At 69.0% G+C, this 18,970-nt stretch carries 21 protein-coding genes; 9 read left to right on the top strand and 12 right to left on the bottom strand.

The features are described 5' to 3' along the window. Positions 1-26: 26 nt before the first annotated feature. Positions 27-368, bottom strand: coding sequence for an Mpo1-like protein (locus AC1DFC_RS19630; protein WP_042673646.1), 342 nt, complete (start codon positions 366-368; stop codon positions 27-29). A gap of 123 nt (positions 369-491) precedes the next feature. Between AC1DFC_RS19630 and AC1DFC_RS19625 the strand changes: the two genes are divergently transcribed. After that, entirely contained in the window at positions 492-875 is a 384-nt protein-coding gene (locus AC1DFC_RS19625; RefSeq protein ID WP_056589928.1) for a thioredoxin family protein, read from the top strand. A 12-nt stretch (positions 876-887) separates the two neighbouring features. Then, complete coding sequence (locus AC1DFC_RS19620) at positions 888-1,550, top strand: NAD-dependent epimerase/dehydratase family protein (protein ID WP_413332307.1); 663 nt, start codon at positions 888-890, stop codon at positions 1,548-1,550. 9 nt (positions 1,551-1,559) lie between these two features. On the opposite strand, the gene AC1DFC_RS19615 is transcribed toward AC1DFC_RS19620, so the two are convergent. Further along, positions 1,560-2,498 (bottom strand): LysR family transcriptional regulator, encoded by a 939-nt coding sequence (locus AC1DFC_RS19615; RefSeq protein ID WP_478179833.1) that lies wholly within the window; start codon positions 2,496-2,498, stop codon positions 1,560-1,562. 116 nt (positions 2,499-2,614) lie between these two features. Here AC1DFC_RS19615 and AC1DFC_RS19610 point away from each other — a divergent pair, with 116 nt between their 5' ends. Both AC1DFC_RS19610 and AC1DFC_RS19605 read left to right on the top strand, forming a co-directional pair. Next, entirely contained in the window at positions 2,615-4,042 is a 1,428-nt protein-coding gene (locus tag AC1DFC_RS19610; protein WP_413332311.1) for a M20 family metallopeptidase, read from the top strand. 8 nt (positions 4,043-4,050) lie between these two features. Beyond that, a complete protein-coding gene (locus AC1DFC_RS19605) occupies positions 4,051-5,040 on the top strand; it encodes a Bug family tripartite tricarboxylate transporter substrate binding protein (RefSeq protein WP_478179832.1) in 990 nt (329 codons plus the stop codon). Positions 5,041-5,059: 19 nt separating this feature from the next. On the opposite strand, the gene AC1DFC_RS19600 is transcribed toward AC1DFC_RS19605, so the two are convergent. Both AC1DFC_RS19600 and AC1DFC_RS19595 read right to left on the bottom strand, forming a co-directional pair. Beyond that, complete coding sequence (locus AC1DFC_RS19600; protein WP_413332314.1) at positions 5,060-5,866, bottom strand: alpha/beta fold hydrolase; 807 nt, start codon at positions 5,864-5,866, stop codon at positions 5,060-5,062. A gap of 1 nt (position 5,867) precedes the next feature. Continuing rightward, positions 5,868-7,178 carry an O-acetylhomoserine aminocarboxypropyltransferase gene (locus AC1DFC_RS19595; protein WP_413332316.1) on the bottom strand — a complete coding sequence of 437 codons (1,311 nt, stop codon included), beginning with the start codon at positions 7,176-7,178 and terminating at the stop codon, positions 5,868-5,870. A gap of 153 nt (positions 7,179-7,331) precedes the next feature. On the opposite strand from AC1DFC_RS19595, the gene AC1DFC_RS19590 reads away from it, so the two are divergent. Beyond that, on the top strand, positions 7,332-7,784 hold the full coding sequence (locus AC1DFC_RS19590) for a CBS domain-containing protein (RefSeq protein ID WP_007835053.1): 453 nt from the start codon (positions 7,332-7,334) through the stop codon (positions 7,782-7,784). Positions 7,785-7,811: 27 nt separating this feature from the next. Here the strand turns inward: AC1DFC_RS19590 and AC1DFC_RS19585 are convergent, their stop codons facing one another. From AC1DFC_RS19585 to AC1DFC_RS19575, 3 genes are read right to left on the bottom strand one after another with little or no spacing between them, the layout of a single operon-like run. Next, the gene (locus AC1DFC_RS19585) at positions 7,812-8,900 is read right to left on the bottom strand and encodes a nucleoside hydrolase (protein WP_478179831.1); all 1,089 of its coding nucleotides are present in this window, start codon (positions 8,898-8,900) and stop codon (positions 7,812-7,814) included. Between the two features lie 7 nt (positions 8,901-8,907). Further along, complete coding sequence (locus AC1DFC_RS19580; protein WP_007835057.1) at positions 8,908-9,885, bottom strand: Bug family tripartite tricarboxylate transporter substrate binding protein; 978 nt, start codon at positions 9,883-9,885, stop codon at positions 8,908-8,910. 8 nt (positions 9,886-9,893) lie between these two features. After that, positions 9,894-10,985 carry an adenosine deaminase family protein gene (locus tag AC1DFC_RS19575; protein WP_413314486.1) on the bottom strand — a complete coding sequence of 364 codons (1,092 nt, stop codon included), beginning with the start codon at positions 10,983-10,985 and terminating at the stop codon, positions 9,894-9,896. 86 nt (positions 10,986-11,071) lie between these two features. Here AC1DFC_RS19575 and AC1DFC_RS19570 point away from each other — a divergent pair, with 86 nt between their 5' ends. Beyond that, entirely contained in the window at positions 11,072-12,037 is a 966-nt protein-coding gene (locus AC1DFC_RS19570) for a LysR family transcriptional regulator (protein WP_413332320.1), read from the top strand. Between the two features lie 5 nt (positions 12,038-12,042). Here AC1DFC_RS19570 and AC1DFC_RS19565 read toward each other — a convergent pair whose 3' ends face one another. After that, a complete protein-coding gene (locus tag AC1DFC_RS19565; protein WP_478179830.1) occupies positions 12,043-13,260 on the bottom strand; it encodes a polyhydroxyalkanoate depolymerase in 1,218 nt (405 codons plus the stop codon). Positions 13,261-13,354: 94 nt separating this feature from the next. Here AC1DFC_RS19565 and AC1DFC_RS19560 point away from each other — a divergent pair, with 94 nt between their 5' ends. Further along, positions 13,355-14,011 (top strand): glutathione S-transferase, encoded by a 657-nt coding sequence (locus AC1DFC_RS19560; RefSeq protein ID WP_007835071.1) that lies wholly within the window; start codon positions 13,355-13,357, stop codon positions 14,009-14,011. A gap of 21 nt (positions 14,012-14,032) precedes the next feature. On the opposite strand, the gene AC1DFC_RS19555 is transcribed toward AC1DFC_RS19560, so the two are convergent. Next, positions 14,033-14,860 (bottom strand): helix-turn-helix domain-containing protein, encoded by an 828-nt coding sequence (locus AC1DFC_RS19555; protein ID WP_478179829.1) that lies wholly within the window; start codon positions 14,858-14,860, stop codon positions 14,033-14,035. A 110-nt stretch (positions 14,861-14,970) separates the two neighbouring features. Here AC1DFC_RS19555 and AC1DFC_RS19550 point away from each other — a divergent pair, with 110 nt between their 5' ends. Next, positions 14,971-15,957: a tripartite tricarboxylate transporter substrate binding protein gene (locus AC1DFC_RS19550; RefSeq protein ID WP_413314481.1), complete on the top strand. Its 987-nt coding sequence runs from the start codon at positions 14,971-14,973 to the stop codon at positions 15,955-15,957. 20 nt (positions 15,958-15,977) lie between these two features. Beyond that, positions 15,978-17,294: a Rieske 2Fe-2S domain-containing protein gene (locus AC1DFC_RS19545; RefSeq protein WP_478179828.1), complete on the top strand. Its 1,317-nt coding sequence runs from the start codon at positions 15,978-15,980 to the stop codon at positions 17,292-17,294. On the opposite strand, the gene AC1DFC_RS19540 is transcribed toward AC1DFC_RS19545, so the two are convergent. From AC1DFC_RS19540 to AC1DFC_RS19530, 3 genes are read right to left on the bottom strand one after another with little or no spacing between them, the layout of a single operon-like run. Further along, on the bottom strand, positions 17,295-17,642 hold the full coding sequence (locus AC1DFC_RS19540) for a DOPA 4,5-dioxygenase family protein (RefSeq protein ID WP_007835080.1): 348 nt from the start codon (positions 17,640-17,642) through the stop codon (positions 17,295-17,297). A gap of 7 nt (positions 17,643-17,649) precedes the next feature. Then, on the bottom strand, positions 17,650-17,853 hold the full coding sequence (locus tag AC1DFC_RS19535; protein ID WP_007835082.1) for a DUF4166 domain-containing protein: 204 nt from the start codon (positions 17,851-17,853) through the stop codon (positions 17,650-17,652). Between the two features lie 51 nt (positions 17,854-17,904). Then, positions 17,905-18,969, bottom strand: a complete 1,065-nt coding sequence (locus AC1DFC_RS19530) for an SRPBCC family protein (protein WP_478179827.1) — start codon at positions 18,967-18,969, stop codon at positions 17,905-17,907. Between the last annotated feature and the right edge of the window lies 1 nt (position 18,970).

Here is an 18,970-nt window from a genome sequence, read left to right as displayed (position 1 = left end):
AACCGGCTTTGCTCCCGGCAAGGGGGTTAGATAATTTTTACCCGCCCCAGCCAGATGTCCCGGTACATGGCCCAGTCGCCCATGAACGAGTAGAGCGGCCGCTTGAACGAGGCCGGCTTGTTCTTCTCGAACCCGAAGTGCCCGACCCAGGCGAAGCCATAGCCCGCCACGAGCCCGGCCAGCAGCCACAGCGGGTTGAGCGTGACCACCAGCGCCACCAGGCACAGCAGCGACAAGGTCGAGCCGGCGAAATGCAGCCGCCGGCAGGTGAGGTTGGCGTGCTCGCTCAGGTAGAAGGGATAGAACTCCGCAAAGCTCTTGAATTGGCGCGGATCGACGGCAGATCCGGTGGCAGCCGAGGTGTTCATCATGCGACTCTCCTGTGCCCCCGAACCCCGGCGAGTCCCGTGGGCGAGAGCTTTGTCCATAATAGCCACGACCTCCCGGCCGTACCACCCCGGCCTTCCGATCACACCACCGACGCATCAGCCTTGAGCGCCCTTCCAAGCAACCCCGAATCCGCCGAGCCGGCCAGCGATGCGCCGTGGGTCGTGTGCCTGTGCGCCGAATGGTGCGGCACCTGCCGCGACTACCGGCCGCTGCTCGAACAGGTGGCGCGCGCGCATCCGCAGTTCCGCTTTGCATGGGTCGACATCGAGGACCACGCCGACATCGCCGATGCCTTCGACGTCGAGACCTTCCCGACCCTGCTGGTCGCGGGTGCCGACGGCACGCGCTTTCTCGGCCCGCTGCTGCCGCATGCCGAGACGCTGTCGCGCATGCTCTCCGCGCTGCAGCCGCCGAAGCCCTCGAGCCTCGACGTCGACCTGCTGCTCGCCGTGCTCAACAAGAAGCCGGCCGTCTTCGCGGTCTGACCGGAGCCTGCCATGAAGATCCTGATTTTTGGCGCCACCGGCATGGTGGGGCAGGGCGTGCTGCGCGAGTGCCTGCTCGCGGCGGACGTGGAAAGCGTCGTCGCAGTCGGCCGCAACCCCACGGGGCAGCAAAACCCGAAGCTGCGCGACCTGGTCCACAAGGACATGTACGACTACGGCGACATCGAGCCGCAGCTGCAGGGCTTCGATGCCTGCTTCTTCTGCCTCGGCGTGTCGTCGGTCGGCATGAAGGAGCCCGAGTACAAGCGCATCACCTACGACCTGACGCTGGCGGCAGCCACCGTGCTCGCGCGGCTCAACCCGGGCATGACCTTCACCTACGTGACGGGCGCGGGCACCGACAGCAGCGAGCGCGGCAGCAGCATGTGGGCGCGCGTGAAGGGCGCGACCGAGAACGCGCTGCTGCGCCTGCCGTTCAAGGCGGCCTACATGTTCCGCCCCGGCATGATCCAGCCGATGCATGGCGTGCGCTCCAAGACGCCGCTCTACGATGCCGCCATCTTCGTGCTCAAGCCCGTGCTCGGGCTGGCCTATCGCCTGTGGCCGAACCGGGTGACGACCACCGAGAAGGTCGGCCGCGCGATGCTGGCCGTGGCGCGCAACGGCGCACCGAAGGTGCTGCTCGACCCGGCGGACATCAACGCGCTCGGTTGAGCTTCTTCTTCAGGCGGCGGCCCGCGCGCGGCCGAGCTTGCGCCGGCCCGCGCTGGTGATCGCGCCTACCAGGTGCTCGACGAAGTCCTGCGCCAGCGTCGGCAGCGTGCGGCCTTCGAGCGCCAGCACCTGCAATTGCCGCTGCTGCAGCGGCGCTTCCGCGAAGGGCCGGGCTACCACGGTGCCCGCGTCGATCAGGTGCATCACCGTGAGATGGCCCGAAAGCATCACGTCGGGCGTGCGCAGCAGGGGCAGCAGCACCGAGGAAAAATTGCTCACGAAGATCGCGTGGTACTGCAGCCCCTGCAGGCTGCAGGCCTGGTCGAACAGCTGGCGTGCGGTCACGCCCTTGTCGCCCACGGCCAGCGGGTAGCGCACCGCGTCGGCCACCGACACCACGCGCTGCCGCGCGAGCGGATGGTCGGGCCGCAGCACGGCATACACGGGCGCGGTGGCCGAGTGCTCGATCTTCAGGCCCGGCTCCGGGGCGACTACGTATTTGAGCGCGATGTCGGTCTCGCCGCGCGCCAGCAGCGCGCTCACGCCGTCGGGCGAGCCCACGTGCAGCTCGAGCTGGCAGCCCGGGTGCGCCGACTCGAAGCTGCGCATCACCAGCGGCATGAAGTGCCCCGCGAAGCCTTCGGTGCAGGCCATGCGGATGCGCCGCGCGCCTTGCCCGCCCAGGTCGCGCACCTGTTCGACGACCTGCTCGATGTCGAGCTGCGCATTGCGCAGATGCGCCGCCAGCCGCTCGCCGGCGGCGGTCAGTGCCATGCCGCGCGCATGCCGCTCGAACAGCGGTGTGCCCAGGCTGTCTTCGAGCTTGGCGATCTGCCGGCTCACCGCCGACGATGCAACGAAAAGCCGCGTTGCGGCCTGATTGACCGAGCCGCTGCGCGCCACTTCGAGGAAGTGGCGCATCGGGATGCTGAGAAGCGGGAGCGTCATGGCGGCGTGTGGAGTATTGCCTTCAAGGCAATGGTAGCTTGCCAAAACGATGCTGGAAGCATTGGCCCGCAGGCCTTGTACTTGCTGCACCCGATGGACAGACAAGGAACCCCTTCATGCAACGCACAGACAGCCTGGCCGCTGCCGCCGCCTACTTCGACGCGGGCGGCTTCTTCGCCGACCTCCAGCGCCGCGTCGCCTTCCGCACCGAAAGCGACACCGGCGCCGCCACGCCCGCGCTGGAGGCCTACCTGCGCGAGGAACTGGTGCCGCCGCTTGCGGCGCTGGGCTTCGCCTGCGAGGTGATCGCCAATCCGGTGCCCGGCGGCGGGCCCTTCCTCATCGCGCGCCGTATCGAGGCCCCGGCCCTGCCCACGGTGATGACCTACGGCCACGGCGATGTGGTCAGCGGGCAGGACGCGCAGTGGGAGGAAGGCCTGGCGCCGTGGGCGCTCACGGTGCGCGGCGAGCGCTGGTACGGGCGCGGCACGGCCGACAACAAGGGCCAGCACAGCATCAACCTCGGTGGCCTGGCTGCAGCGCTGGAGGCCCGCGGCGGCCGCCTGGGCTACAACGTGATCTGGCTGGTCGAGATGGGCGAGGAGGCCGCTTCGCCCGGCCTGCATGCGGTGTGCGAGCAGCAGCGCGACAAGCTGCGCGCCGACCTGTTCATCGCCAGCGACGGCCCGCGCGTGAGCGCGACGCGGCCGACGCTCTTCCTCGGTTCGCGGGGCGCGGTCAACTTCAGCCTGCGGCTGCGCGCCCGGCCGCGCGGCTACCACTCGGGCAACTGGGGCGGCGTGCTGGTCAATCCCGGCACGGTCATCAGCCATGCGGTGGCCTCGCTGGTGGATGCGCGCGGCCGCATTCTGGTCGAGGCGCTGCGCCCGCCGCCCGTGACGCAGGCGGTGCGCGACGCGCTGGCCAGCATCGCCATCGGTGGCGGCGCGGACGATCCCGAGGTCGACGAGGGCTGGGGCGAACCCGGCCTGAGCCCGGCGGAGCGGCTGGTGGCCTGGAACACCATCGAGGTGCTGGCGCTCGGCGCGGGTTCGCCGCAGCGGCCCGTCAACGCGATTCCCTCCGAGGCCGTGGCGCACTGCCAGCTGCGCTTCGTGGTCGGCACGCCGTGGCAGGACCTGCAGAAGATCGTTCGCGCGCACCTCGATGCGCACGGCTTCGGCCAGGTCGAGGTGGAGGTCACGCTGACCGGCGCGGCGACGCGGCTCGACGTGGAGAACCCCTGGGTGGGTTGGGCGCGCAAGTCCATCGAGGAAAGCAGCGGCCGGCGGCTCGACCTGCTGCCCAACCTCGCCGGCTCGCTGCCCAACGACGTCTTCGCTGACCTGCTGGGGCTGCCGACGCTGTGGGTGCCGCATTCGTACCCGGCCTGCGCGCAGCACGCGCCCAACGAGCACCTGCTCGCGCCGCTGGCGCGCGAGGGCCTGCAGATCATGGCCGGCCTGTACTGGGACCTGGGCGAGCCGGGCCTCGCGCCATGGGCCGCCGGCCGGCTTGCGCAATCCGCTTCCACTCTCTCCTGACACGCACCATGGACAACGCCATCTCCCGTCGCCGCTTCGGCCTGCTGCTCTCCGCTTCCGCCTTGCTGGGCACGCATTCGCCCGTCTTCGCCCAGGGGGCCTGGCCCGAACGCCCGATCAGGCTGGTCGTGCCCTTCCCGCCGGGCGGCGGCACCGACCTGGTCGCACGCGCCATGGGGCAGACGCTGTCGGAGCAGCTCGGCCAGCCCGTCGTGATCGACAACAAGCCCGGCGCCTCCACCATCATCGGCACCGATGCGGTCGCCAAGGCCGCGCCCGACGGCTACACGCTGCTGCTGTCGGGCTCGACCAGCTTCAGCGTGAACCCGGCCCTGCGCGCCAAGCTGCCCTATGACACGGTGCGCGACCTGGCGCCCATCGCCATCGTGGCGCGCACGCCGCTGGTGCTGGTGGTGGGCAAGGGCCAGCCCTGGCAATCGCTGCCCGAACTCATCGCGGCGGCCAAGGCCAAGCCGAAGAGCATCCGCTACGCCACCTTCGGCTCGGGCTCGGGGCCGCACCTGTCGGGCGAGCTGTTCGCGCTGGCCGCGGGCATCCAGCTGCAGGACATCCCGTACAAGGGCAGCAGCCAGAGTTCGCTGGCGGTGATCGGCGGCGAGGTCGAGATCGCAATCGATACCGTGGCCGCCGTGGCGCCGCACGTGCGCGCGGGCAAGCTGCGCGCGCTGGGCATCGTGGGCGCGACGCGCTCCAGCATGCTGCCCGAGGTGYGCACGCTGGCCGAGCAGGGCCTGCCCGAAGCCACCTTCGACGCCTGGTACGGCTTTGCCGCCCCGGCGCGCACGCCGGCGCCGGTGATCGACAAGCTCGCTCGCACGGTGGTCGCGACCATGGGCCACCCGGCGCTGCAGGCGCAGCTGCGCGCGCAGGGCATGGAGCCAGTGGCCATCGGCGCGGCCGCATTCCGCGCGCAGATGGAAGGCGAGATCTCGCGCTACCGCGCGCTCGCCCACCGGGCGGGCATCGCGGCGGAATAAGCGCTCGCGCGCCCGGCGCTCAGGCGCTCAGGAAGTCGCGCAGCGCGAACAGCACCGCGTCGGGCGCCTCGCTCATCAGCGAGTGGCCCGCGTGCACCGTCACCACCTTCGCGTTGCGCGCCTTGCCCACCAGCGCCTTGGTGGCGCGCGGCGGCGTCATCTGGTCGGCGTCCCCGAGCAGGAACAGCACCGGGCACTGCACTTTCTCGATGGCGGCCTCGCCGTTCGCGTAGTCGTTGCAGGCCTTGAAGCCGATGTGGAACACGTTGGCTTCGCGGTTGCTCGCGAGCACGCGGCGCATCAGCGCGCGCGAGCTGCCGTAGAGCCAGGTGCCCGGGCCGAGCGAGGAGGGCGGCGGCGCCAGCAGCGAGTGCGAGAAGGTGTTGACCATGGCGATGGCGCGCTGCGGGTCGCTCACCGAGCTTTCGAGCAGCGCGGGCGACACCACCATCGGGTAGGCCGTGCCCACCATCGCGAGTTGCGTGATGCGCTCCGGCGCGCGCGAGGCCGCCTCCAGCGCGATCAGCGAGCCGAAACTGTGGCCGACGAGCGCGGCCTTCTGCACGCCGGCCGTATCGAGCAGCGCGATCACGAACTGCGCCGCCTCTTCCACGCTGGCCGGCGGCGGGCCTTCGCTCTTGCAGTGGCCGGGCAGGTCGACCGCGAGCACGTTCCAGCCGTGGTTGGCGAACCAGCGGCTCTGCAGGATCCACACGCTGTGGTCGTTCAGCACGCCGTGGATGAAGACGACGGTGGGCCTGGCCGCATCGAAGGGCTTGCCGCCGGTGTAGCAGTACGCGGTGTGGCCGTTGACGGTGTAGTTCATGTCAGGCACCCGCCTTTTCCGCGGCCTTCAGGGCGCGCTTCAGGTCGTCGATCAGGTCGGCGGGGTCTTCCAGGCCGATCGACAGGCGGATCGTGCCCTGCGAGATGCCTGCACCGGCCAGCGCCTCGTCGGTCATGCGGAAGTGCGTGGTGCTCGCGGGGTGGATCACCAGGCTGCGGCAGTCGCCCACGTTGGCCAGGTGGCTGAAGAGCTTCAGCGCTTCGATGAAGGCCTTGCCCTGCGCGCGGCTGCCCTTGATGTCGAAGCTGAACACCGCGCCCGCGCCGCGCGCGCCATGGCGAAGCAGCTTCTGCGCGAGCACGTGGCTCGGGTGCGATTCGATCAGCGGATGTCCCACGCGCGACACGAACGGGTGGCTCGCGAGGAACTCGACCACCTTCTGCGTGTTGTCGATGTGCCGCTCCATGCGCAGGGGCAGCGTCTCGATGCCCTGCAGGATCAGCCAGGCCGTGTGCGGGCTCATCGAGGCGCCGAAGTCGCGCAGGCCCTCGCGGCGGGCGCGCAGCAGGAAGGCGCCGACGGTGCTTTCCTCGCTGAACACCATGTTGTGGAAGCCGTCGTAGGCCTGGGTCAGCTCGGCGAATTTGCCAGACTTTTCCCAGTCGAAGCTGCCGCCGTCGACCACCACACCGCCGATGACGGTGCCGTGGCCCGAGAGGAACTTGGTGGCCGAGTGGTAGACCAGGTCGGCGCCCCAGTCGAAGGGCTTGATGAGGTAGGGCGAGGTGAGCGTGGAGTCGACCAGCAGCGGCACGCCGGCCTCGTGCGCGATGTCGGCCACGGCCGGGATGTCGAGCACGTCCAGCCCGGGGTTGCCCACCGTCTCGCCGAAGAAGAGCTTGGTCTCGGGCCGCACCGCGGCGCGCCAGCCGTCGAGGTCGCCGGGCTTCACGAAGGTGGTCTCGATGCCGAAGCGGCGCATCGTGTAGTGCAGCAGGTTCTGCGAGCCGCCGTACAGGGCCGTGCTGGCCACGATGTGCGAGCCGGCGCCCATCAGCGTGGCCACCGACAGGTGCAGTGCCGCCTGCCCGCTGGCGGTGGCGATGGCGCCGATGCCGCCCTCGAGCGCCGACACGCGCTGCTCGAGCACCGCGTTGGTCGGGTTGCTGATGCGCGAGTACACATGGCCCGCGCGCTCCAGGTTGAACAGGGCGGCCGCGTGGTCGCTCGACTCGAAGACGAAGGAAGTGGTCAGGTGGATCGGCACCGCCCGCGCGCCGGTCGTGGGGTCGGGCGCGGCGCCGGCGTGCAGCGCGAGGGTGTCGAAACCGGGGTCGGAATAACCGGGCATGAGGGCCTTTCTGTGGCTGAGCGTTGTCTCCTGGCAATGCCCCGTTACGTCTGCAATTCATGCGTCCGCGACATGGGCGCTCAGGTCGGCGTCGATTGTGGGCTATATTCAAATCGGCACGCCGCCGAGATAGAAGTCCGAGAGGAGCAAACGATGAAAGTCAGCGACATCCTTCGCGTCAAGGGCAATACGCTCTTCACCATCACGCCAGACGACCTGCTGGCAGAAGCCGCCAACACCATGGCGGAAAAGGACATCGGTTCGCTGGTGGTCATGGAGCATGGCGACCTGGTCGGCATGCTCACCTTTCGCGAAGTGATCGTTGCCGTCGTCAAGAACGGCGGCCAGATCGGCACCACGCTCGTGCGCAAGGCCATGGACGACGCGCCGGTCACCTGCACCCTGGAAACCGACCTCGACGAAATCCGCCGCATCATGCTGGAGCGCCACGCGCGCTACATGCCCGTGATGGACAAGCGCATGCTGATGGGCGTGATCAGCTTCTACGACGTGGCCAAGGCCGTGGTGGACAGCCAGAACTTCGAGAACAAGATGCTCAAGGCCTACATCCGCGATTGGCCTGCGGAGGACGAGAAGGCCGGCTGACCGGCCGGCCCGCGCGGCGTCCCCCGTTCAGGGCAGCCGCGCGATCTCCGCGCGCAGCAGCGCGTGGAAGCCTTCGGCATCGGCCTCGCCGATCCACAGCGCATTGGGCGCGCGGCGGTTGTAGCCGCGAAAATCGACCACCGTCGCGCCGGTCGTGAACTCCCCCTTGGTCTCCACGTCCACGCTCACCTTGGCGCCCTTGAACAGCTCGGGCCGCAGCAGGTACGCGATCACGCAGGGGTCGTACACCGGCCCCACGGCCACGCCGCGCCGGCGCACGCCGTACGCCATCATCGAATCGAAGATGTCCGCCACCACCTTGCCGGCGTTGTTGCCCATGGCGCGAAAGGGCGCGATACGCTCGGGCGTCACCAGCACACGGCGGGCCGCGTCGTGCGACATGGCAGTCACCGGCACGCCGCTGCGGAACACGATCGAGGCCGCCTCCGGGTCTGCATACACGTTGAAGGTGGCGGCGGGCGTGATGTTGCCGCCCACGCCCCAGGAGCCGTCCATCACCACGATCTCTGCAATGGCGGGTTTGATGTCGGGCGCCGAGTTGAGCGCGGCCGCGAAGTTGGTGAGCGGCCCCAGGCCCACGAGCGTGATGCTCTTCGGCGGCGCGGCGCGCAGCGTCTCGACGATGTACTGCACCGCGTGGGTGGGCATCAGCGGGCCGTGCGGCTCGTGCAGCGTCGGGCCTTCCATGCCGGTCTTGCCGTGCACGTCGTCGGCGAAGATGGGCTCGCGCACCAGCGGGCGCGGATAGCCGGCATAGACCGGGATGTCGGGCCGGGCGGCCCAGTCGCGCACGATGCGCGCGTTCTTCGCGGTCACGGCCAGCGGCAGGTTGCCCACGCTCACCGTCAGCGCCTTGATGTCGAGCCGGTCGGTGGCGGCCATGGCCATCAGCAGCGCGACGGCGTCGTCCTGGCCGGGGTCGGTGTCGATGATGACCTGGCGCTTGCCGCTCGCGGGCGGCAGTTGTGCAAGCGGCGTGCCGGCCAGCGCCTGCGCCAGCTCGGCGGGGCCGGGGCTCTGCGCGAAGGCCATGCCGGCAAGGCCGGCGGCGGACGCGCCGAGGAGCGCGCGGCGGGACAGCAGCGGCGAGGTCATGGTGCGCTCACTCCTTGATGTTGGCGGTTTGCACGATCTTCTGGTTGCGGGCGTACTCGGCCTGCACGAACTTCCCGAACGACTCGGCCGTGCTGTTGCCCGGCAGCGCGCCTTGCTCCAAGAGCTTGCTGCGCACGCCTTCTTCCTGCAGCACCGCGTTGAGCTCGCGGTTGATCTGCGCGACCACCGCCGGCGGCGTCTTCGCGGGCGCGAAGATGCCGGTCCAGCTCACCATGTCGAAGCCCTTGAGGCCGGGCATCTCGTCGAATGTGGGCACGTTGGGCAGCGCGGCCAGCCGCTTGCTGCCGGTGATGCCGAGCGCCTTCAGGCGCTTGCCGTTCACGTGCGGGATGGCGCTGGTGCTGACCAGCATCGCCAGGTCGACCTGATCGCCGATCACGTCGGTGGCGATCTGCGCGCCGCCGCGGTAGGGCACATGCGTGACGAAGATGCCGCTGCGTTCCTTCAGCAGCTCCATGGCGAGCTGCAGCACCGTGCCCACGCCCGAGGTCGCGTAGTTGTACTTGCCGGGCTTGGCCTTCGCGAGCTTCACGAAGTCGGAGAAAGTCTGGGCCTCCAGGCCGGGCCGCGCCACCAGCACCATCGGCGCGGTGTTGAGCAGGCCCACCGGCGCCAGGTCTTTCAGCGGATCGAAGCGGAAGGCCGAGGGGTTCACCAGCTTGCCGATGGCGATGGCGCTGTCGGGCCCTGCCACCAGCGTGTAGCCGTCGGGCGCCGCGTTCACGGCCTTGGCCACGCCGATGGCGCCACCCGCACCGGCCACGTTCTCCACCACCACCGACTGCTTGAGCCGCTCGCCGAGGCGCTGGGCCACGAGGCGCGCGTTCACGTCCACGCTGCCACCGGCCGTGAAGGGCACGATCAGCGTGATGGGCTTGGCCGAGGGCCACGCTTGCGCGAGGGCCACGGTGGGCAGGGCGGCGCAGAGCGCGGCGGCGAGTAGCAGGCGACGGGGCGTGTTCATGGCGTGGGTCATCCGTGGGAGGAGGGAGTGGGTTCTGTGTCGAGGCGGGCGCGCAGCGAATCGAATTCATCGCTCCACTGCGTGCGCCATGCGCGGCGCTGCGTGCCGTCGATCCACGCGCCGTCGAGGCCGTTGTGCATGAAGCAGCGCAGATCGTCCAGGCCGAAGCCGAAGTCGCGCACCATCATCAGCCAGGCCTGCGTGGGCGTGACCTTGTGCAGCGTCGGGTCGTCGGTGTTGGGGTGGATGCGCAGGCCCAGGCCGGGCATGCGGCGGATCGGATGGTCCAGCGCCCAGCGCTCGGGCGCCAGCGTGCGCAGGTAGTACGAGTTGGTGGGCACCACGGTGAAGATCACGCCGCGCTCGGCGCACCGGCGCGCGAAATCGGGCTGGTCGACCACCGTGTAGCCGTGGTCGATACGGTCGACCTGCAGCACGTCGAGCGCGGTGCGCACGTTGGTCCAGGGCATGCCGAACTCGCCCGCGTGCGCGGTGGTTTTGAGGCCGGCCTTCTTCGCATTGGCATAGGCCTGCGTGAAGAGCTCCGGCGGGCGGTCGACCTCGCGGTAGTCGATGCCGATGCCGATCACCTCCTCGCAGCGGTGCGCCTTGACCCATTCGACCATCTCCACGGCGGCCTCGGGGCTGGCTTCGCGGTCGATGGCTGCGATGAGGCGGCCGACGATGCCGAACTCCTGCTGCGCATCGTGGATGGCGCGAACGATGGCGCCTTGTGCGTGCGGATAGGCAATGCCCGAGCCGTGCACCGTGCCGGTCGGGTTCCAGAAGAACTCGGCGTAGCGCACGTTGTGGGCGGCCGCGTCCTGCAGGTATTCGAGCGTGAGCTGGTAGAGGTCGCCGGCGCTGCGCACCAGCTGGGCGTCGAGCGCGCGCAGCACGCGCAGCACGCCGACCGGTTTTTCGCCGCGCGTGTAGAAGCCCTCGATCTCGTCGGCCGCCAGCGGCGAGCCCGCGCGCTGGTTGAGCTGCTTGAAGGTTTCGTGGCGCACCGTGCCGAACAGGTGGCAATGCAGCTCGGCCTTGGGGATGGCGCGGAGCATCGATTCCAGCGTGAGCAGGGCAGGGGTGGGGCTGGTCATGCGGGCCAGTCTAGTAATGGAGGTCTCATAAGGAAAATTTTGAATTTCTATAATTTGATTCGCTGAATCAATAACCGGAAGTGCCCATGGCCGCCTTGCCCCTGCGTGCGCTCACGCTGCGCCAGCTGCAGTTCTTCTCGGTGCTGGTGGAAGAAGGTCAGTTCGGCCGCGCGGCCCGCAGGCTGGCCATCACGCAGCCGGCTTTGAGCAATGCCATCAAGCAGATGGAAAAGCTGCTCGGCGCCGAACTGCTGTCGCGTTCCACCCACCGGCTCGAACTCACGCCCGTGGGCGCCGAAGTGCTGGCGCGCACCGACTTTCTCGTCAACACCTTCGAGGTGGCGCTGCGCGACATCGAGAGCACAGTGCAGCGCGGCCGCGCCTTCGTGCGCATCGGCGTGATTCCCTCGGCCAGCGCGCGCGTGGCGGCGGCGGCCAGCGAATTCCTCAAGAGTGGCGGCGAGCGCGAGGTGGAACTGGCCTGGCGCGACGCGCCGTCGAACGCGCTGCTGGCCGAACTGCGCAGCGGCCAGATCGACATGGCGGTGGCCGCGATCACCGAGCCGCCGGGCGGCTTGACCTGCATCGACCTGTTCCGTGACCCGCTGGTGCTGGTGGTGCGGCGCGACCACGCACTGGTCGCGGCCGGCGGCGCGAACTGGGAGGCCATCGGCAGCGAGCGGCTGGTGCTGTTCGAGAGCGGCAGCATGCCGGCGCTGGGCAACCCGGCGCGCGCGCAGTTCGCGCAGGGTGCGCAGCCGTACCGGGTGAGCTATTCCGAGACGCTCTATGCGCTGGTGCGCAGCGGACAGGCGCTGGGGCTGATGCCGCGTCTGTACACCTCGTCGCTGCGCGACCCCGAACTGGCCGTGGTGCCGCTGCTGAAGCCGCGCATCGAGCGCCGCGTGGTGCTGGCCTACCTGCCGGGGCCGATGCGCAACGTGGTGGCGCAGGAACTCATTGCCTTCCTGCGCGAGCGCCTGCCGCAGGCCGGCGAGGCGACGGTGCGGCGCGTGAGCGGCAAGGGCGCGCGGGCGCGGCGCCAACCGTAGTCAATTCAGCCCAGCTCGGCCGCGGCGTGGATCGTCTCGCGCACGCGCGGATAGACCTGCGCGTTCCACTTGCTGCCGCTGAACACGCCGTAGTGCCCGACGCCGGCCTGCAGGTGGTGTGCCTTGAGGTAGGGCCGGATGCCCGTGCAGAGGTCTTGCGCCGCCACCGTCTGCCCCACGGAGCAGATGTCGTCACGCTCGCCTTCCACCGTGAGCAGCGCGGTGCGGCGGATGGCAGCCGGGTTCACGGTGCGCTCGCCGACGGTGAGCCTGCCCAGCGGCAGGTCGTAGGTCTGGAACACGCGCTCCACTGTCTCCAGGTAGAACTCGGCGGGCAGGTCGTTCACCGCCAGGTATTCGTCGTAGAAGGCGCCGATGGTGCGGGCCTTCTCGACGTCGCCTTCGACCAGGTGGCTGTACATGTCCTGGAACTGCTTCTTGTGCCGCTCGGGGTTCATGCTCATGAAGGCCGAGAGCTGCAGGAAGCCCGGGTACACGCGCCGCATCATGCCGGCGTGCGGCCACGGCACGTGGCTGATGAGGTTGCGCCTGAACCAGTCGATGGGCCGGTCGGTGGCGAGCTTGTTCACGGCGGTCGGGTTGATGCGGCAATCGACCGGGCCGGCCATGAGCGTCAGGCTGCGCGGCGTGGCGGGGTTGTCGTCCTCGGCCATCAGCGCGGTGGCGGCCAGCGCGGCCACGCAGGGCTGGCACACCGCCACCATGTGCACGCCCGGGCCCACGGCCTCCAGGAAGCCGATGAGCTGCAGCGTGTAGTCGTCCAGCCCGAAGCCGCCATGCCACAGCGGCACGTCGCGCGCGTTGTGCCAGTCGGTCAGGTACACGTCGTGGTCGCGCAGCAGGGTGCGCACCGTTTCGCGCAGCAGCGTGGCGAAATGGCCCGACAGTGGCGCGGCCAGCAGCACTGGCGGATGCACCGCATCGGTGTTCTTGCGGAAGTGCAACAGGGTGCCGAAGGGCGAGACGAGGGTTTTCTCCTCGTGCACGGCCACCTCGGCGCCGTCGGAAACCACGCTGTGGATGCCGTAGTCGGGCCGGGTGTGGGTCAGCCGCATGCGCGAGAACACCTCGAATTGGGCCGCCATCCGCCGCAATATGGTGCGTTCGGTGCCGTCCTTCCACAGCGCCCTGGCCATGTATTGCGCCGCGAGCCGCGCCGGGGAGAGCAGGTCGGCTTGGTTCTGGTAGGCCCGGTACAGCATGGACTTCGCGCAGGCAAGTTGCGGGCCAGCCGCTTGGCATGCGGCTTGCACGCAGACTGGACGAAAGGGCGCCACGCCCAAGGAGAGCTTCGAGATGGCCAAACCCGTTCTCACCATCAGCAGCAAGAACTACGGCGCGTGGGCGCTGCGCGGCTGGCTGATGTGCAGGCTGGCCGGGCTGGAGTTCAGCGAGAAGGTCATCCCGCCCGACGACCCGGCCATGAAAGCCGAGATGCTGCTGCTGTCGTCCTCGATGCTGGTCCCCTCGCTGCAGCACGGCGGCGTGAAGGTGTGGGACACGCTGGCCATCGGCGAGTACCTCAACGAGATCAAGCCCAAGGCCGGCCTGTTGCCCGCCGACGTGGCGGCCCGCGCCCACTGCCGCGCCATCTGCGGCGAGATGCATTCGGGCTTCGCCTCGATGCGCGGCGCGCTGCCGATGAACATCAAGGCCCATTTCAAGAACTTCAAGGTGTGGTCGCGCGCGCAGGCCGACATTGACCGCATCGTTGCCATTTGGCGCGAGTGCCTCAAGGCCTACGGCGGCCCGTTCCTCTTCGGCAGCCAGCCGGGCATGGCCGACGCGATGTATGCGCCGGTGGTCACGCGTTTCCTGAGCTACGACGTGGCGCTGGACAGCGTGTGCGCGGCCTACTGCAAGCGGGTGATGGAACTGCCGGCCATGAAGGAATGGGTGGCTGCGGCGAAGCAGGAACCCGACGAGATCGACGAGCTGGATGCGGAGTTCTGAACTGCGGCCCTGCCTCGCACTTCATTCATTGGCGGGCGGCGGCTCGAAGCCGCCCTGCGCCAGCTTGCGCTCGATGTTCTGCGCGGCCTGCTGCATGTCGGCGAGGTGCGCGGACACGATCTCGCGCTCGCTTTTCACCGCCGGCAGCCACGCGCAGCTGAGACAGCCAACCACCCTGTCTTCGTGGCGCAGCGGCACCGACACCGCGCCGAAGCGGTCGGGCGAATCCAGGCTGGTCGAGGTCGGGTCGCGCGCCACATAGCCCAGGTCGCGCGCGTGCGCCACCATGCGGCGGACGTTCTCGGGCCGCCGTGCGGCGCGGTCGAAGTCGTTCGGCGAGCGCGCCAGCGCGGCGAGGATCTCGCGCCGCTCGTCCTCGGGGCAGAACGACAGGTAGCAGCGGCCCAGCGACGACAGCAGCATCGGCGGCCGGAAGCCCAGCGCGCGGTAGTTGACCGCCAGGCCGTTGCGCGGCCGGTCGGTGTCGAGGATGAGCATGGCCGTGCCGTCGCGCACGCCCAGGTCGATGGGCCATGGCACCAGCCGCTGCAGCGTGGCGCGTGCAGGCGCAGCAAGCGCCGAAAGCCGCGTGCGCCATGCCGCCACGGGCCCCGACTGGCCGGTCGCCGACGCGGGCACGTAGCGCTTGTCGTGCTCGCTGCGCTCGACCCAGCCCGCCTGCTGCAGCGTCTTGAGGATGCGCAGCAGCGTGGCTTTCGACACGCCGGTCTGCCGGTGCAGCTCCTGCAGCGTGACGGCCGAGGAGCGCTGGATGGCCAGCATCACGTCGAGCCCGCGGCGCAGCGCGTCGATCGACTTCACACTCTGCGCGCCCATGGTGTCAGACATGCCGGCCTCCAGAAAAAGGTTCACTGAGTGAAACTATATCTTCTGACCGCGCGGCCTCGTTCCTACAGTGCGTTCGACCCCAACGTCGTCCCACCGAGAAGGAAAAGAGCATGTTGTTTCACCACCGAAACGCGGCCCGCGCCGCTGCTGCAGCCGTTCTTTCGCTATGTGCCGCCACCGCGGCCATGGCGCAGGCATGGCCCACGAAGCCCATCACCATCGTCGTGGCCTATCCGGCGGGCGGCGACACCGACGCCATCGCGCGGACCTATGCCGAGAAGCTGTCGCAGCGCGTCGGCCAGCCGGTGCTTGTCGACAACCGGCCCGGCGCGAGCGGCATGATCGGCAACGTGTGGGTCGCCAAGGCGCAGGCCGACGGCTACACGCTGCTGTTCACGCCCAGTACCTTTCCGATCGCGCAGCATGTGCTGAAGACCGGTCCCGGCGTGGCGCATGACGTGGTGAAGGACTTCACGCCCATCGTGAAGACCGGCAACATCCCGTTGCTGCTGGTCACCGCGCCTGCGACCGGCATCCAGAGCGTGGCGCAGCTCGTGGCCGGCGCGAAGGCCGGCAAGGCCTTCACCTACGGCACGCCGGGCGCGGGCTCGCCGATGCACATCGCGGGCGAGCTGCTCAACAAGGACGCGGGCATTGCCGCGACGCATGCGCCATACCGCGGCGTAGCCCCCGTGGTCAACGACACGCTCGGCGGCCACGTCAGCGTGGGCTGGATCACGCCCGGTGCCGTGTCGGGCCACATCGCCGCCGGCAAGCTGATTCCGCTCGCGGTCGCCGAGCGCCAGCGCACGAAGCTGATGCCCAACGTGCCCACCTTCATCGAACTGGGCTACCGGGACGTGGACGTGAGCGCATGGATGGGCCTGCTCGGCCCGAAGGCCATGCCCGCCGATGTCGTGCAGGCGCTCAACCAGCACTTCAACGAAATCCTGAAGATGCCCGACGTGCAGGCCAAGATGGCCGCGCTCGGCATCGAGCCCGTCGGTGGCGCGCCCGCCGTGCTGGCGCGCCAGATCCTGGATGACGACCAGCGCTTCGGAAAGCTGGTGCGCGAGTTCGGCATCCGCGCCGATTGAAGGACGGGGAGACGACAAGCATGTTGAGCGAAGAAAAAAACCGCGTGCTGACCGAAGTGGGCCCCGGCAAGCCGATGGGCGACTACCTGCGCCGCTACTGGCACCCGATCGCCGGCGCCAGCGAGTTCGACGGCAAGGCCGTGAAGCCGCTGCGCATCCTCGGCGAAGACCTCGTGCTCTACAAGGACCTGAGCGGCAACTACGGACTGGTCGACCGCCGCTGCCCGCACCGCAATGCCGACATGTCCTACGGCTACGTCGAGAAATGCGGCCTGCGCTGCAGCTACCACGGCTGGCAATACGACCAGGGCGGCCAGTGCATTCACCAGCCCTTCGAGGAAACGCTGGACCCCGGTGCGCGCATGCGCAGGAACACAAAGATCAAGGCCTACCCGGTGCAGGAGAAGGCCGGCCTGCTCTGGGCCTACATGGGCCCGCTGCCCGCGCCGCTGCTGCCTGACTGGGAGCTGTTCAACTACAAGAACGGCTTCGCGCAGGCGGTGTTCGCGGAGATTCCGTGCAACTGGTTCCAGTGCCAGGAAAACTCCATCGACCCCGTGCACTTCGAGTGGACCCACAACAACTGGACCACGCGCCTGCAGGGCGAGGAAGGGCCGTACGTGCCCACGCATCTGAAGCTGGCCTTCGAGGAGTTCGAGCACGGTTTCGTCTACAAGCGCCTGCGCGGCGGCGAGCGCGAAGACAACGTGATGTGGACCACCGGCCGCGTCACGCTGTGGCCCAACGGCTTCTTCCTGGGCCATCACTTCGAATGGCGTGTGCCCATCGACGACCACCATACGCTCAGCGTGCTGTGGGTGCTGAGCCGCGTGCCGACCGAGCAGGAGCCCTATGTGCAGGAGCGCATCCCCTCGTGGTACGGGCCCATCAAGGACCCGGCCACCGGCCGCTGGATCACCAGCCACGTCGCCAACCAGGACTTCGTGGTGTGGGTGGGGCAGGGCACCGTCACCGACCGCACGCGCGAGAAGCTGGGCCAGAGCGACAAGGGCATCGTGATGATGCGCCGCCGCTTCTTCGAGGAGATCGAGGCGATGCAGGCCGATCCGGCGCACGAGCCCAAAGGGCTGATCCGCGACGCGGAGAAGAACCGCGATGTGTTCCTGCCCTCGGCCTGCCGCGACGAGATGCTGAGCGGCCTGCCGCGTGCCGAACTGGCCGCGCATCCGCTGCTGGGCCCGTACCTGAAGGACTTCTTCGGGCAGGCCGGCCAGCCCGACGACGTGCGCGCAGCCTACGAACAGGCCATCGGCCAGAAGGTCGAGGGCGCGACCTTCTTCAAGGTGCACGGTGCCGGCTCGGAAGAGAAGGCCTAGTCAGTGCCGGAACATCCGCAGGTCGAGTGCGCTTTCTTCGCCGAGCCACATGGCATGCGCCGTGTGGTCGGCAAGGTCGTCGCCCGTCACGCCGTGCACGAACACGTCGAGCCCGTCGCGGTTGGCTTCGAGCCAGCCGATGACCTGGTCGAACTCGGCGGCGTCGAAGGCGATCTGGCAGCTCCAGTGCGGATGCGGCCCCACCAGCCGCTCGTGCACGCGGCCGACCACCACCATCAGCTCGCGGCCCGCGCGCTCGCAAAGGGCCTTGGCCTGCGCGAGCGTGTCGGGCCCGAAATAGACGTGGGCGTGATACTGGGCGTAGAGGTTCTCTGGGCGGCGCGGCATGGTGCGCTCATTGTGATCCCGTTCGCGGGCCGAGGTGAAAGCGCCCGCTGTATCGGAACACGTCGCCGAGCCAGCGGTGGCGCAGCAGCATCTTGATCGTGAAGCGGTCGGCATCGGCCGGGTCGGGCCGTTCTTCGACGTAGGCGGTGCCGAGAAAGAGGCAGAGCGGCAGCGGAATGCGCAACCCCGCGATGCGCCAGACATAGCCCATGTCAGTCCCAGGCGGGGCCCAGCGCTTGCTGGAAGACGGGCTGCACCGTCGTCATCCGGCGGTGGGCGGCATTGCCGTGGCTTCGCTGCGCGCCTTGTAGAAGCGCAGGATGTTCTCCGAGGCGTCGTCCAGCAGCAGATGCATGACACGGTCGGCATACCAGTTGAAGCTGGTGCTCAGCCGCCACGACACCGCCACGCGAAGCTCGGTGCCGCCGTCGCGTGGTGTCAGCGTGTAGGTGGCGTCGCGCAGGTCGAAGTATTGGCCGCCGATCATCACGTGGTCGTCGAGCGCGCCGGCCGGGAAGGAATCGGGCGAGAAGCGGAAGCGCCACTTCAGCAGGCGGTTGGGCTCCCACTCGGTGATGACCTCTTCGAAATGCACGTTCTTCTGCCACTGCACCTGGCGCACGCGGCCCTCGGGCGCGTCGACCGTCACGCCCGACACCGGCATCGGCACGCCGATGCGGTAGGCCCATGCGTCGCCGACCTCGGCGGGGCGGATGTCGCTCGCGGCATTGAGCTCGTGCCACACCCGCTCGGGCGGCGCTGCGATGAAGAGCGCGCGCGAGGTGTTGGAGAAGCGGTCGGGGTTGGACAGTTGGGGCTCGATGGCGCCGAGCACCAGCGGCAGCATCGCGAAGCTGTAGATGGCCTGCTTGGGCCAGTTGGTGACGCGGCACACGATGCCCATCGCCAGCCCGCCCACGCTGCCCATGGTGGCGAACAGCGGCACGATGACGATGGCGCAGATCAGGCCTTCGATGAACACCAGCAGCGTTCCGCCGACGAAGAGCGAGGTCGCCACCCACGGCGCCCAGATGTAGTACCCCCAGCTGCGGCGCTCGATGCGCTCGGCCATGTACACCGTGACCGCGCCGCATACCGCGGGCACGAAGTAGACGAAGGAAGCCAGCATGGCCGAGTAGGGCTTGCCGGGGGAGCTGCTGAAAAAGAGGCGCAGCACGAGCGCGACCGCGGCGCCGATGGCCATCGGCCAGAACCAGCCGAAGGGCATGCCGCGAACGGGCTTGGGCTGTGCTTCTTCGCTCATCGCGGGCTGCGGCTCGACGGGGGGCCGCCCGGCGAACCTGCTTTCTTCGGGATCGTTTTGCATG

Source organism: Variovorax sp. 10L421 (assembly GCF_056395365.1).
The sequence above is the reverse complement of the archived record's forward strand: the minus strand, read 5'-3'. Positions and strand labels throughout refer to the sequence as shown.